The organism is Mesorhizobium sp. RCAM 06353 (genome assembly GCF_059683585.1).
Genome location: NZ_CM185031.1, coordinates 3,906,210 through 3,919,924 on the forward strand (window position 1 = coordinate 3,906,210; position 13,715 = coordinate 3,919,924).

Annotated in this window: 13 protein-coding genes and 1 pseudogene; 9 read left to right on the forward strand and 5 right to left on the reverse strand. The window is 64.1% G+C overall.

The annotated features are described in order from the left end of the window. The first annotated feature begins 162 nt into the window (after positions 1 to 162). The 3 genes from AC56QX_RS18815 to AC56QX_RS18825 all read left to right on the forward strand — a co-directional run bounded on the left by AC56QX_RS18815 (position 163) and on the right by AC56QX_RS18825 (position 2,168). On the forward strand, positions 163 to 681 hold the full coding sequence (locus AC56QX_RS18815; RefSeq protein WP_497109952.1) for a CreA family protein: 519 nt from the start codon (positions 163 to 165) through the stop codon (positions 679 to 681). 89 nt (positions 682 to 770) lie between these two features. Next, positions 771 to 1,412, forward strand: a complete 642-nt coding sequence (locus AC56QX_RS18820) for a transferase hexapeptide repeat family protein (protein ID WP_497109954.1) — start codon at positions 771 to 773, stop codon at positions 1,410 to 1,412. A gap of 318 nt (positions 1,413 to 1,730) precedes the next feature. Then, the gene (locus AC56QX_RS18825) at positions 1,731 to 2,168 is read left to right on the forward strand and encodes a low affinity iron permease family protein (protein WP_497109955.1); all 438 of its coding nucleotides are present in this window, start codon (positions 1,731 to 1,733) and stop codon (positions 2,166 to 2,168) included. Positions 2,169 to 2,179: 11 nt separating this feature from the next. Here AC56QX_RS18825 and AC56QX_RS18830 read toward each other — a convergent pair whose 3' ends face one another. Beyond that, entirely contained in the window at positions 2,180 to 3,046 is an 867-nt protein-coding gene (locus tag AC56QX_RS18830) for an SDR family NAD(P)-dependent oxidoreductase (protein ID WP_497109957.1), read from the reverse strand. A 170-nt stretch (positions 3,047 to 3,216) separates the two neighbouring features. On the opposite strand from AC56QX_RS18830, the gene AC56QX_RS18835 reads away from it, so the two are divergent. Then, on the forward strand, positions 3,217 to 3,498 hold the full coding sequence (locus AC56QX_RS18835; protein ID WP_497109958.1) for a hypothetical protein: 282 nt from the start codon (positions 3,217 to 3,219) through the stop codon (positions 3,496 to 3,498). A gap of 4 nt (positions 3,499 to 3,502) precedes the next feature. On the opposite strand, the gene AC56QX_RS18840 is transcribed toward AC56QX_RS18835, so the two are convergent. The 3 genes and pseudogenes from AC56QX_RS18840 to AC56QX_RS18850 form a co-directional block, all read right to left on the reverse strand. After that, positions 3,503 to 4,078 (reverse strand): TMEM175 family protein, encoded by a 576-nt coding sequence (locus AC56QX_RS18840; RefSeq protein WP_488477615.1) that lies wholly within the window; start codon positions 4,076 to 4,078, stop codon positions 3,503 to 3,505. Positions 4,079 to 4,244: 166 nt separating this feature from the next. Next, positions 4,245 to 5,189, reverse strand: coding sequence for an MATE family efflux transporter (locus tag AC56QX_RS18845; RefSeq protein ID WP_497109959.1), 945 nt, complete (start codon positions 5,187 to 5,189; stop codon positions 4,245 to 4,247). A gap of 67 nt (positions 5,190 to 5,256) precedes the next feature. Next, a pseudogene (locus AC56QX_RS18850) lies at positions 5,257 to 5,718 on the reverse strand (MATE family efflux transporter); the annotation flags it as partial. 190 nt (positions 5,719 to 5,908) lie between these two features. Here AC56QX_RS18850 and AC56QX_RS18855 point away from each other — a divergent pair. After that, complete coding sequence (locus AC56QX_RS18855) at positions 5,909 to 6,700, forward strand: L,D-transpeptidase (RefSeq protein WP_497109960.1); 792 nt, start codon at positions 5,909 to 5,911, stop codon at positions 6,698 to 6,700. A 55-nt stretch (positions 6,701 to 6,755) separates the two neighbouring features. Here AC56QX_RS18855 and AC56QX_RS18860 read toward each other — a convergent pair whose 3' ends face one another. Then, the gene (locus AC56QX_RS18860; RefSeq protein WP_497109961.1) at positions 6,756 to 8,219 is read right to left on the reverse strand and encodes an esterase-like activity of phytase family protein; all 1,464 of its coding nucleotides are present in this window, start codon (positions 8,217 to 8,219) and stop codon (positions 6,756 to 6,758) included. Between the two features lie 295 nt (positions 8,220 to 8,514). Here AC56QX_RS18860 and AC56QX_RS18865 point away from each other — a divergent pair, with 295 nt between their 5' ends. From AC56QX_RS18865 to AC56QX_RS18880, 4 genes are all read left to right on the forward strand, one after another. Continuing rightward, positions 8,515 to 10,926 (forward strand): GcvT family protein, encoded by a 2,412-nt coding sequence (locus AC56QX_RS18865; protein WP_497109963.1) that lies wholly within the window; start codon positions 8,515 to 8,517, stop codon positions 10,924 to 10,926. A 12-nt stretch (positions 10,927 to 10,938) separates the two neighbouring features. Next, positions 10,939 to 12,492 (forward strand): trimethylamine methyltransferase family protein, encoded by a 1,554-nt coding sequence (locus AC56QX_RS18870; protein WP_497109964.1) that lies wholly within the window; start codon positions 10,939 to 10,941, stop codon positions 12,490 to 12,492. A 95-nt stretch (positions 12,493 to 12,587) separates the two neighbouring features. Beyond that, positions 12,588 to 13,343: a bestrophin-like domain gene (locus tag AC56QX_RS18875; protein ID WP_497109966.1), complete on the forward strand. Its 756-nt coding sequence runs from the start codon at positions 12,588 to 12,590 to the stop codon at positions 13,341 to 13,343. Positions 13,344 to 13,397: 54 nt separating this feature from the next. Then, the gene (locus AC56QX_RS18880) at positions 13,398 to 13,712 is read left to right on the forward strand and encodes a ferritin family protein (RefSeq protein ID WP_095087016.1); all 315 of its coding nucleotides are present in this window, start codon (positions 13,398 to 13,400) and stop codon (positions 13,710 to 13,712) included. The last annotated feature ends 3 nt before the right edge of the window (positions 13,713 to 13,715 follow it).

Consider the following 13,715-nt stretch of genomic DNA (forward strand, 5'->3'; position numbering starts at 1 on the left):
CGCGCCGGCTCGATGCCGCGCCGGTGCGACAGTCTTAGCCGTTCGGGCCTGTGCAGGCAAAGTGCCGCGATGCCGCAACCGCGGCGGTGTTGACGCTTGTGCTTGCAAAGCGGCACAACGCGTCCCACCTGAGACCGGCAACTCGAACCGCAGGAGGCTCCTTTGCTCGAACTGATTGGGCGCGAACGGATTGGGCGAAAACTGATCGGCGGCGCCGTGGCCGCGTGCGTCGTGCTGGGCGCCGGCAGCGCCGTCGCCGAGGAAGTCGGCAAGGTCGGCGTCGACTGGGTCGGCAACGACATCATCGTCGAAGCGATCAAGGACCCGAAGGTGGAGGGCGTGACCTGCCATGTCTCCTATTTCGACCGCAGCATCATTGATCGCCTGCACAAGGGCAACTGGTTCGAGGATCCCAGCGATTCGTCGATCTCCTGCCGTCAGACCGGCCCGATTACCATCGGCGATATCGACATGAGTGAGGGCGGCGAGGAGGTGTTCAAGCAAGGCATCAGCCTGATCTGGAAGAAGCAGGTGGTGAACCGCATCTACGACAAGGCCAACGAGACGTTGATCTATCTCTCGCATTCGCGCCAGGTGCAGAACGGCTCGGCGAAGATGTCGGTCACGACAGTGCCGCTGTACGGCCAGAGCGTGGTGTGGACCAACGGCAAGCCGAAATAGGCCGTGGTCGGCGTCTTTTGTGCTGATTGGCCCCACGGACAATTGCCCCCGCCTTGCAGGAGCAATTGCTCTGACGTAAAGCCGCCCGGATGGACCGTTCCGAAAACCTCGTCCTGAAAGATCCAGAGCCGCGCATCCATCCGACCGCGGAGCTGAAGGCTTGCAAGCTCGGCCGCTACGCCTCGATCGGCGAGCGGGTGGTGCTGCGCGAGGTGAGCGTCGGCGACTTCTCCTATTTCGAGCGCCATTCGGAAGCCATCTACACAACCATCGGCAAATTCTGCTCGATAGCCGCCAACAGCCGCATCAATGCGCTTGAGCATCCGATCGAAAGGCTGACCCAGCACAAGGTCAGTTATCGGCCGAACGAGTATTTCCGCTGGCTGGGTGTCGATGCCGCGTTCCGCGAGCGGCGGCAGTCGAAAGCGGTGAGCATCGGCCATGACGTCTGGGTCGGCCACGGCGCGGTGATCATGCCTGGCGTCACCATCGGCAATGGCGCCGTCATCGGCGCCAACGCGGTGGTGACGCAAGACGTGCCGTCCTACATGATCGTCGCCGGCGTGCCAGCAAAGCCGCTGCGGCCGCGCTTTGCCCCTGACATCGCGGCGCGGATCGAAGCGCTCGCCTGGTGGGATTGGCAGGTCGATAAACTCGCCAGGGCGGTTCCCGACATCCAGTCCATGCCGATCGGGGCCTTCCTCGATCGCTGGGAAAATGACGCCGGTTAGAGCAATTCCAGGAAAAGTGTGCTGTCTTGGACCAGTCGGCGCTTTCGGGAACTCGTGCTCCGCCCTCACCAGACTGAAACCCCTTCCGCCATGCGGGGGTGGCGCAGCGGAAGGGGATGGAGGTAAACCGCTGTGAAGCGGAAGGAACAGGCTCTCTTGCCTGCACGATTACTATGACATTGAACCGATAAGGTGTGTTTTCCGTCGCGTGCCCGCTTAGCGTGTATTCAATTGTGCCTGACGTATTTGTCGCCAGCGGGAACCTGAGACGGTCGCCGGATGTTTCTCCTCGCGACAGTCACTGACGGATCTCGACAGATGGAAAAGCTTTTCACCAAGATCGCCAACTGGGTCGCCCACATAACCGGCCTGCCGCTGACATTCGTCGGTTGCTGCCTGATCATCGTCGTCTGGGCGGTGAGCGGGCCGTTCTTCGGTTTCTCGGACACCTGGCAATTGGTGATCAACACCGGCACGACCATCATCACCTTCCTGATGGTGTTCCTGATCCAGAACACCCAGAACCGCGACGGCGCCGCGATCCAGGCCAAGCTCGATGAGTTGATCCGGGTCAGCGAGGGCCACAACCATTTCATCGGCATCGAGCACCTGACCGAATCCGAGGTCGAGGAGATCCGCGACAAGTGCGAGCGGGCAGCGAAGCGGCATGACCAGCGGCATGATGAGAAGATCGCCACCATGGCCGCAAAGAAGGCCGTGACGCAAAAACGGGCTCCGAAAAAGCGCGCGGCTTGAGGGCTTGCAGATCAGCCCTTGATGAAGGCCGCGAAAGCATCCTTGTGGTCCGGATGCCAGCGCGACAGAGCAGGGCGGTTTTCGATGATGTCGCCGATCGCCCATGCCATGCGTTTCTCGTCCAGAGGCCGCGCCACATCATTGTCCGGGCACAGGATATAGAAGTCGCCCCCGACCAGGGATTCCAGCATGAAATCAACGACCTGCTCGCCGGTCCAGGCGCCAGCCGGTTTTTCCGTCGCACCTTCGGTGAGGCCGGTATAGGTGAAGCCGGGGATCAGCAGATGCGCAGAGAGGCGAGCGCCCGGTTCGTTGCGCAGTGCATGCGCCAGGCCCTCGGTGAAAGTCTTCACGCCGGCCTTGGAGACATTGTAGGCGAGGTTGCCGGGCGGCGTGGTGATGCCTTGCTTGGAACCGGTGTTGATGATCAGGCCCGGCTTGGCCGACGCCAGCATGCGCGGCGTGAAGGCCTCGACGCCATGCACGACGCCCCAGAAATTGATGTCGAGCAGACGTTTCCAGGCATCGCGGTTCTCCCAGGGTTTGCCGGGATTGTCGCCGATGCCGGCATTGTTCATCAGCAGCGAGACCTCGCCGAAGGCGCCGAATGCCCGCTCGGCGAGACGGTCGACCTCGTCGGCCTTCGACACATCCGATGCAACGGCAAGCACGGCGTCGTCGTCGGCAATGGCCGAGATGGCGCGGGAGGCATCGTCAAGGCGGGTGCCGCCAATGTCGGCGAGCACGATCTTCATGCCCATGAGCGCAAGCCGCTTGGCGGCTGCCAGACCGATGCCGCTGGCGGCGCCGGTGATGACGGCGGTGTTGCCTTTGCCAAGCGCGGGCAGGGCGGTCTGGATTTCGGCGTCGGTGATCATGAGCAATGGTGTCCTTTTCTCGATGGCGCCGAACTTAGCGCTCGAACGGGCTTGCGCAAGCCTCCGTCAACACGTGTTCGGGTTGACCACTCCGGTCGAGGCTGCGCATGTTGCTTGGGCACTGCCGGGGCAAAAGGAGCCTTTTGCCTGGGCAAAATGGAGATCTTCGATTGACGGACTGGGTTGCAATTCTGAAGGAGCAGACCGCCACCGGCGACCAGATGGGGCGCGAGGTGCCGCAGATGCTGGCCAACCCCGATATCAGCGAAGCCCAGGTCAAGACACTGTTCGCCGCGCTGGAAAAACAGGCGGAGTTCGTCGAGAAACTGCGCATGGCGCTGGAGAAGTTCGGCCATGATTTCTCGATCATCAAGGCAGCCGACCGGCTGGAAGAGCGCTATGCCGATCTTGCCGCTTCGGTGGCGGAAAAGCTGAAGGCGATGCGCAAGTAGGGATCTATTTTTCGATCACCCGCGCGAAACGCGTGTCCGGCACCAGCCAAACCATGGTGATGGCAACGTAGATCGCCACACCGATCCACTGGTTGAGGAAGGTCAGCGGTATGGCCGCGAGGTAGAAGGCGAGCGAGATCTTGCCTTTGCGGTCGCTGCCCACGGCCCTGACAAAGGCGCTCTCGCTGCCGTGAAGCCGGTGCAGAGTGATGGTCAGGATGTTAAACGCGATAGCGCATAGCGCGAGGTCGGCGCCGTAGACGGCGACCGGCACCGGCGCGAAATGGTTCTCGCCCATAAAGGCCGTCGTTGCCGGCATCAGCGACAGCCAGAACAGCAGATTGAGGTTCGCCCACAGCACGCGGCCGTCGACGCGCTGCACGGTGTGGAACATGTTGTGCAGATTGTTCCAGTAGACGCCGACATTGATGAAGGACAGCACGTAACAGAAGAAGATCGGCCACAACGGCACCAGGGCCGAAAAATCCTCGCCATGCGGCACCTTCAGTTCAAGCACCATGATGGTGATGATGATGGCCACCACTCCGTCGGTGAACGCCTCGACCCTGCCTTTGCCCATGGAACTCCCCCGAATGTCGGGCGAAATCTACGCGATGGCGGGATGTGCGGCTACCCGCCACGTGGCTGGGCGACCGGAAGATGGCCTGCACTGCGCAGGCGAACCATGAAAGACACTGAGTATCGCCTGACCGGCAGTCGACGAACGCCCGCTGGCGCCAGATCATTCAGCCGTTTGGTGTCTCGGGCATCATATGCGCGCGCTGGCGCGGCACGCCAAGCCCGGTGTCAGGCGGTTCGCCGGCGGCCGGCCTGTCCTCGATCATGTGCATGGTGCGCCAGCGGCCGAAACGGTAATAGGCCGCGGCCAGCACCAGTGAGGTGATCGAGCCGGCCGGGAAGCTCCACCACAACGCTTCCTCGCCGATCACGCTCCTGAGGAAATAAGCGAAGCCGGTGCGCACGATCAGCACCGAGATCACCAGGATGATCAGCGGCGGCATCACCGCACCGGTGGCGCGCACGGTGCCGAACAGCACGATGGTGATGCCGAACAGGATGAACGACCAGGAGGCGACCTTGTTGATGTGGGCGGCGATGTCGATCGCCGTGCTGTCGCTGCTCAGGAACAGGCTGAGGATCGAGCGGTCGAAGAGCCACAGCAAGGCGACGAGGGCGCCGGTCAGGACCAGGTTGAAGCCGACGCCGGAGGCGGCGATGCGGCCGATCCGGTCCCAGCGGCCGGCACCGACATTTTGCGCTGCCATCGAGGAGACCGCCGCACCGATGGCGAGTGCCGGCATCTGGATGTAGGTCCACAGCTGTGCGGCGATGCCGTAGGCGGCAGCGACCTGCGAACCGTAGGAATTGACGATGCCCATGACCGTCAGGGCGGCTGCCGAGATGACGATCATCTGCAGGCCCATCGGCACGCCCTTGAAGACGATTATGCGCAGCAAAGCCGGATCGGGGCGCAGCAGAACGAGATTGGCGCCGGCCAGCCGCAGCGGATGTTTGCGCGCGTAGAGCACGACGAGGATGGCGATGACACTGACCGTCTGGCCGATCAGCGTCGAGGTGGCGGAGCCGGCGATGCCGAGTTCGGGGAAGGGGCCGATGCCGCGGATGAGCAGCGGGTTGAGCACGATATCGAGCACGACCGCCAGCGCCATGAAGAAGAAGGGCGTGCGCAGAATCGCCGGCGCCGCGCAGCACGGTCATGACGAAGGACAGAAGGTTCATCATCGGTACGGCGACGAAGATGATGCGCAGATAGGAGCGCGCCAGCGGCAAGGCGTCCGCCGGTGTGCCGAGCGTGTTGAGGATGGCGTCGACCCAGATCCAGCCGCAGACGGCGAAGATCACTGAGATGAGGAAGAAGAAGGTGGCGCTGGTGCCGACGATGCGGCGCGCCTCGGGCATATCGCGGGCGCCGACCGACTGCGCCACCAGGATGGTCGCCGCCATGCCGATGCCAAACACCGTGCCCAGGATCAGGAACAGCACGAGGTTGGCGTTGGAGGTGGCGGTCAGCGCCGATTCGCCGAGAAAGCGGCCGACCCAGACGGCATTGATCGACCCGTTGAGCGACTGCAGCACGTTGGAGCCGAGCACCGGCAAGGCAAACAGCAGCAGCGTGCGCGGGATCGGGCCGCTGGTCAGGTCGCCGGTGCGTCGGCGCGTGGGCATTTTTTCGGTCATGGCTGAAGGCTTATCTCGAGTCCGGCCCGTGATGATTGCCGATTCAACGAGACAGGTCGATGCGGCGTCGGAAAATTCCGGCTGGCGTGTGTTGATCTAATCATGTTCTCAAAGCTCCCGGAATGGGGTATTGATCGTCGCCGCGTGGGGCCGCATTCCTACTAGATCTGATGGATAAGCCGGGGGGATTATGTCCGATATTACGCTGTTTTCCGAGCGCCTGAACCGGCGCGCGTTTCTCGGTGCGTCCGCCTTGGGTGCGGCCTCCGCAGCTCTTTCAGCCTGCACCACGACGGAGGTGGTGACGCCGCCGCCGGTGGCCGCGGCGCCGCCCGAGCCTGCGCTCGGTGATGCCGCAACAATGTATACCGCACGCACCGATGAGGGCTTTCAACTGCCGGCCATCCCGGTGGCCAAGCTCGATCCGAAGTTCGTGCGCCAGATCGTGGCCGACCCGACCGGTGAAAAACCAGGCACGATCGTCGTCGATGTCTCCGAGCACTTCCTCTATCTGGTGCGCGATGGCGGCAAGGCCATCCGTTACGGCGTCAGCCTCGGCAAGGCCGGCTTCGGCTGGACCGGCAGCGCCGTGATCCAGGCGCGGAAGAAGTGGCCGGTGTGGACGCCGCCGCCGGAAATGATCAAGCGCCGGCCGGAACTGGCGAAATTCAAGGACGGCATGCCGCCCGGTCCGCAGAGCCCGCTGGGCGCCCGCGCGCTCTATCTCTTCCGCGATGGCAAGGACACGATGTACCGGCTGCACGGCACGCCGGAGTGGGATTCCATCGGCAAGAACGCATCGTCGGGCTGCGTGCGTTTCATGAACCAGGACATCATCGACCTCTACAGCCGCGTCAACGGCCCCGCCCAGGTTTTCGTGCGTCCCAATTTGTCGGCTGCCGGCAAGATCATGGCCGTGTCGAGCAGGACGGCGGAACCGATCGATGCGGGCGTGCCGAAGGATGCGGAGTTCTTGAAGTAGTCTGTACGACCTGCGCAGGCGGACGCGTCAAGCGCGCCCGCCTGGATAGGGGTGACTACTTCTTGGCCAGGCCCGGCAGCGTGACCTGATAGACCAGGAACATGGTGTCGACATTGGCGCCGTCGTCGGCCTTGTAGGGCGCACCGACCTGGAAACCGTCCTGGGCGAGGAAGTCGTTGTCATTGGCGACGAACAGGAAGTAGTCGTCGGGCAGCTTCGGGTCGAGCACGCTGGCCAGCGACATCGCTTCCCATTTCTCGGACAGGTTGTTGTGATCGTTCGGCGCGCCATTGTGCAGGCCGAAGCGATTAAGCTGCGCATTGTCGTTGATGTCGATGAAGGGTGTCAGCTTGGCCGGCGTCACCGACGGATCGAGCACGCCCTTGGGGGCGACCGGCTTGTCGGCGGCATCGAAGGCGCCGCCGGCAATGTCGGTGGCGGTCGAAACGTCGACGACGAAGATCTGGCGCAGAAGCGAGGTGTCGCCCTTCACCCCCTGGCCGTTGCCGCTGTCGCGCGCCAGCATCAGGAAGGACGTGTCCGACAGCGCCACGATCTCGCTTTGCGCGGCGATCTTGGTCTTGCCCTTGGCATCCTTGAACACCGGCAGCGGCACGACATATTCATGCGCCAGCTTGAGATGGGCGAGGTCGGAGGCGTCGTATACCAGGGCGCGTGTGTTCTGCCGGGTCGAGCCCGAATCGCCGCCATCCTGCCGGGTCGCCGACTGCAGCACGGCGATCAGGAACTTGCCGTCCGGCGTCATCGCCATGCCTTCGAGGCCCTGGTTGTTCTGGCGGCCGGTATCGGGATCCTTCGGATCGGGCTCGGCAGCACCTGGACCGGGATTGTCCGAGGAGAAATTCGGCACGCCCTTGCGTGTCGGCACGAGGGCCGCCGGCGGCTGGGTCGCCGACAGCAGGCGACCTTGTGCCGAGAACCGGTAGATGTTGGGGCCATATTCGTCGGAGATGAACATCGAGCCGTCGGGCAGCCGCACGATCGCCTCGTTGTCGAGGGCGAGCTTGCCATTGGTCGCGGCGGGCAGCATCGGCATGTCGCCGGCGGCGGCGCGCACATCCGACAGCGGATCGAGGCCGGTGGCATCAGTGCCCTTGTCGTCGGTCAAAAGCATGGTGTCGGCAAGCGTCGCCTTGACTGCAGTCTGCTCCTGGCCAGCGGCGCCTGGTGCCGCCGGGGTGAATTCGATGCCGATGGTGTTGAGGCGCGGCCGGTAATCGGTGGTGCCGGCGACATTGTAGCCGCGATCCGGCAGCAGCCAGAGCGACCCCTTGTAGGTGCCCGCATCATGCGTCCAGGCAGCTGTATCGATCGCCATGCCGGAACCCGAGCCGAACGTCTCGCCGAACTTGTCGCGCTGGGCGGCCGGGATGCGGCCGACGCCGACCAGGCCCTTGTTGATGAGGACGGTCGCGGTGCTGTCGGCGAGCGCCGGCGTCAAGGCGGTGAACAGGGCCAGCGCGACGCCGAGCGAAGCGGTTCGGTAAAGCTGTTTCATGGATATCCTCTTGTGACGGATGTGCCGGAGCGGCCGAAGAACGAAAAGCTGAAAGAGGCGGCACATCGATGATGCCGCGCGCCGCCCCCAAAAAGCGGTCTACGGCGCGAACATGATGCTTGCGTGACAGCGCGGTATGCGTGCTCGCCGGCCTGTTCGCAGGCCGATGAAAACGCGCACTGGGGCGAAAGAATTGATGGTCCCTCGCGCATGCGTTTGGGTGTCCAAACCCCGCACTAGACACTTATGTCCAGTACGTATATGGTGCGGCTTCTGACAGACCGGGAGGGAAGCCTTGAAGTCGCACTACCGCGCAGTGGTTATCGGGGGTGGGGTGGTCGGCGCCTCGGTGCTCTACCACCTGACGCGGTTCGGCTGGTCTGACGTGGCGCTGATCGAGCGCGCCGAACTGACCGCCGGTTCGACCTGGCATGCGGCGGCCGGATTCCATGCGCTCAACGCCGATCCCAATGTCGCGGCGCTGCAGGACTACACCATCAATCTATACCGCGAGATCGAGGCCGAATCCGGCCAGAATATCGGCCTGCACATGACCGGCGGCGTCAACATCGCCAGCGACCCCCAACGCTGGGAGTGGCTGAAATCGGCCTGGGCGGTGTTCCAGTCGGTCGGCATCGAGACAGCGCGGCTGGTGACGCCCGACGAGATCAAGGCGATCTGCCCGATCGTCGACGTCACGGGTGTGCTGGGCGGCCTGCACGATTCCAACGAAGGCCATCTCGACCCCTACGGCACCACGCATGCCTATGCGGGCGCCGCGAAGAAGCGCGGCGCCGACATCATCCTGCGCAATCGTGTCGTCGAGCTGAAGGCGCGCGCCGACGGCCACTGGGACGTCGTCACCGAGCAGGGCACCATCGTTGCCGAGCATGTCGTCAATGCCGGCGGCTTGTGGGCAAAGCAGCTCGGCCGCATGGCCGGCGTCGACCTGCCGGTGACGCCGATGGAGCACCACTATTTCATCACCGAGGACATTCCGGAGATCGCGGCGCTGGATCGGGAGATCGGCATCGCCGTCGATCTCGACGGTTTTTCCTACCTGCGGCAAGAGCGCAAGGGCGTGCTGCTCGGCGTCTACGAGCAGAACCCCAAGCATTGGAACATGGATGGCGCGCCATGGGACTACGGCATCGAGCTGATCCCGGAAGACATCGACCGCATCAGCCCGGAACTCGCCAAGGCGCATGAGCGCTTTCCGTGCCTGGCGACGGCCGGCATCCGCAAATGGGTCAACGGTGCCTTCACCTTTACCCCCGACGGCAATCCGATCGTCGGACCGGTGCGCGGCCTGAAAAACTACTGGGTCGCCTGCGGCGTCATGGCCGGCTTCAGCCAAGGCGGCGGCGTCGGCAAATCGCTGGCCGAATGGATGATTTACGGCGAGCCGCAAGCCGACATCTTCGGCATGGACATTGCCCGCTATGGCGTCTTCGCCGCCAACCGGGAATACCTCAAACAGACGACGCGCCAGTTCTACTCGCGCCGTTTCGTCATGACCTTTCCCAATGAGCGGCTGCCGGCTGGCCGGCCTTTGAAACGCCCCGGCGCCTATGATGGCATGAGTGCGGCGGGCTGCGAATGGACTGCGTCGTGGGGGCTGGAAATCCCGGCCTATTTCGCGCCGATGGGGTTTCGTGAGAACACCACGCTCAAGCGCTCCAACGCCTTCGATATCGTCGGCGACGAGGCGTTGCAGGCCCGTCATGCTGCCGGCCTCGTCGATATCTCGGCCTATGCGCGCTATGCGGTGTCGGGGCCAAGCGCCCAGGCATGGCTCGACTGGCTACTCGCCTGCAGGCTGCCGAAAGCCGGGCAGGCGCGGCTTGCGCCGATGCTCGGGCCGGATGGGCGGTTGAAGGGCGACCTCACCGTGATCAACTGGGGCAGCAGTGACTATTGGCTGATGGGCTCCTACTATCTCAGGGAATTCCACATGCGCTGGTTCGAGAGCCACGCGGCGGAAGGTGTTGCCGTCACTGACATTTCCGATGCGATGAGCGGCTTCCTGCTGACCGGGCCGAACGCGCGCAAGATCCTCGAAGGCACAACGCATCAGGACGTCTCCGCCGCGGCGCTGCCGTTCATGGCTTGCAGCGCGTTCGATATCGGAATGGTGCAGGCCCGTGTGGCACGGCTGTCCATCGCCGGTGAGCTCGGCTTCGAGATCAGTTGCCCGGTGGCCATGCACGCCACACTGCGCGACACGCTGCTTGCCGCCGGCGAGGATCTTGGTCTCGCCGAGATCGGCTACTACGCGCTCAATGCGCTCAGGCTGGAGAAGAGCTTCGGCATCTGGTCGCGCGAATTCACGCAGGGCTACACGCCCCGCCAGACCGGCCTCGACCGCTTCATCGCCTTCGACAAGGGCGATTTCGTCGGCCGCGAGGCGGCGCTGAAGGAGCGCAACGCCGGCACCGCGCAGCGGATGGTGACATTGGAGATCGATGCGCTCGACGCCGATGCCAGCGGCTTCGAGCCGGTCTGGCACGACGGCCGCCGCGTCGGCTTCGTCACCTCGGGCGGTTTTGGCTACACGATCGGCAAGAGCGTCGCGCTGGCGTTGGTGGACGACGATTTTGCCGAGGAGGGGACGGTGCTTTCGGTGCACATTGTCGGCGTCGAGCGGCCGGCACGGATCATCGCGGCCTCGCCCTACGATCCCTCGGGCAAGGCGATGCGGCAATGAGGAGGATTTTCGATGGTCGATGACGCGGCACGAGACAGCAGGCGCGAACGCCGGCGCGGACGCACGGGCGAGGCGGGCAGCGAAAGCAGTCGCCGGCCCAATTACCGGTCGCTGAAGAACCCGTTCCTGCCGCAGCCGATCTTTTCGGACGACCAGGTGGCTTCTATCCACGACACGGCGCTGCGCGTGCTGGAGGAGCTCGGCATCAAGGTGCTGCTGCCGCAGGCGCGGGAGATTTTTGCCCGCGCCGGTGCGCTTGTGGACCCGGACACCGACATGGTGCGCATCGGCCGCGACATGGTGGTGGCGGCGTTGGCCTCGGCGCCGAAGTCGATCCATGCGCAAGCCGGCGACCGGTCCCGCGACCTGACGCTGGAACTCGGGTCGATGACTTTCCTGGCTGGATGTGGCGCACCGAATGTCACCGATCTCGAACGCGGACGGCGGCCCGGCACGCTGGCCGATTTCGAGGACCTGCTGCGGCTGGTGCAGCATTTCGACGTGCTGCATATGCTTGGCCCCTGCATCGAGCCGCAAGATGTCGACAACCGCCTTCGCCACTATGCCGTCAACCGCGCGCAGCTGACGCTGTCCGACAAGTTTCCGTTCGTCTTCGCGCGCGGCACGCCGCAGGTCGAGGACGGTTTTGAGATGATCCGGCTGGCCCGCGGCCTGTCGCAGGACGAATTCCTGGCGAACGCGCATTGCTACACCGTCATCAACACCAACTCGCCACGCCAGCTCGACATTCCGATGGCGCAAGGCATCATCGATTTCGCCAGAGCGGGGCAGGTCTCCGTCATCACGCCGTTCTGTCTAGCGGGCGCGATGGCGCCGATCACGGTCGCCGGCGCGCTGGCGCTGCAGCATGCCGAGGCGCTGGCGGGGCTGACGCTGGCGCAGCTCGTGCGGCCCGGCGCACCGGTCGTCTACGGCTCTTTCTCCTCCAATGTCGACATGAAATCGGGGGCGCCGGCCTTCGGCACGCCGGAGCATGTCAAGGCGACATTGGGCGCCGGCCAGCTGGCGCGCTTCACCGGACTGCCCTGGCGGTCCGGCGGCGGCAGCGCGGCCAACATCTCGGACGCGCAGGCAGCGCACGAAACGCAATTCGCGCTGTGGGGCTCGGTGCTGGCCGGCGCGACGATGTGCATCCATGCCGCCGGCTGGCTGGAAGGCGGCTTGAGCGTCTCCTTCGAGAAGATGATCACCGACATCGAGGCGCTGCAGACGGTCGCGGAACTCTGTGCCGCGACGCCCGGCGACGACGATTCGATCGGCTTCGAGGCGATCGCCGAAGTGCAGCCGGGTGGCCATTTCTTCTCGGCCGGCCACACCATGTCGCGCTACCGCACCGCCTTCTACGAACCGCTGGTCGCCGACTGGTCGAACTTCGGCAACTGGACGCAAAGCGGATCGAAGACGGCGAGCGAACGCGCCACCGGTGTCTGGCGGCGTGCGGTTGCCGATTTCGAGCCGCCGGCATCGGCTGTCGCCACGTCGGGCGTGCTCGACGAATTCATCGCGCGGCGCACCGAAGAGGGCGGAGCGGCACCGGTGTCGTGAGACAGGGGCGGGAAACGGCTGGCGCCGGCGCAACTTTCGCTGTGTGACCGGTGCCCTGCCATTGGCAATTGGCGCGTCCCGTGCAGAGATGAGCGATGCTCGAGGCGTTCATCGCAACGGTGATCTTCCTGTGCCTGGCGGCGTCGGCGTTCGCCAGCATGGCGATCTGGCCGAGATTGCCGGCCAGACATCGTGATGACGACACGAACACTGTGGTGCGGCACGCGGCCAATCTGTTCGGGGTCATGACCTCGCTGATGCTCGGCCTGATGATCAATTCGGCCAAGAACACCTTCGAATCGATCGATCACAACGTGCACGCCTATGCGACGGAGCTGATCCTGCTCGATAGGACATTGCGCCTGTATGGCCCGGAAACCGACGCGGTGCGCCAGCCGCTGGTCGCCTATGTCCAGAGGGTGGTGACCACCTCGTCACAGAACAGCGAAACGACCATCGCCGCCAACCAGCTGTCCGAACATCTGCTGACGGAGATCGGTTCACGGCTGAATGCGCTGACGCCGGCCGACGCTGTACGTGGTTCGCTCCTGCAGGATGGACGCCAGCGCCTGCAGAAAGTGCTGGAATTGCGCTGGATCCTCGTCGAGCAGTCGGAGGGTGCTATCCCCTGGCCGCTGATCGCGATGCTGGTGACGTGGCTGGCACTGATCTTTGCCAGTTTCGGGTTCAGGGCGCCGAAGAATGCGATCACGCTAGCGACCTTGGTGATTTCCGCCGCGCTGATCGCCGGGGCGCTCTATTTGATCCTCGATATGGATGTGCCGTTCGCCGGTCCGATCCAGATTTCGCCGGCGCCGCTGGAGCGAGCCTTGGCGGAATTGCAGCGATGATGCGGAACCGGCGGCTGCTCCGGGCATTCATGGGAATGGCTCACGGAGGACGACATGGGTTTCGACCAGTATCACGAACCGCCTGAAGAACTGTCGCAGAAGGTGCGGACCTTCGCCCGCATGATCACCTCGCTGATCGAGGAGGCGGAAGCGATCGGCTGGTACGAACAGCGCATCTCGGTGGAGAAGGATCCTCAGGCCCGCGCGATCATGAAGAACGCGCAAGGCGAGGAGTTCAAGCATTTCGGCATGGATCTGGAATTCCTGCTGCGCCAGAAGAAGGACTGGCGTGCGGAACTGAAGGAAATCCTGTTCACCACGGGCGACATCGTCAAGGCCGGCGAGCGGGGCGAGAAGAAGGTGGATTGAGCG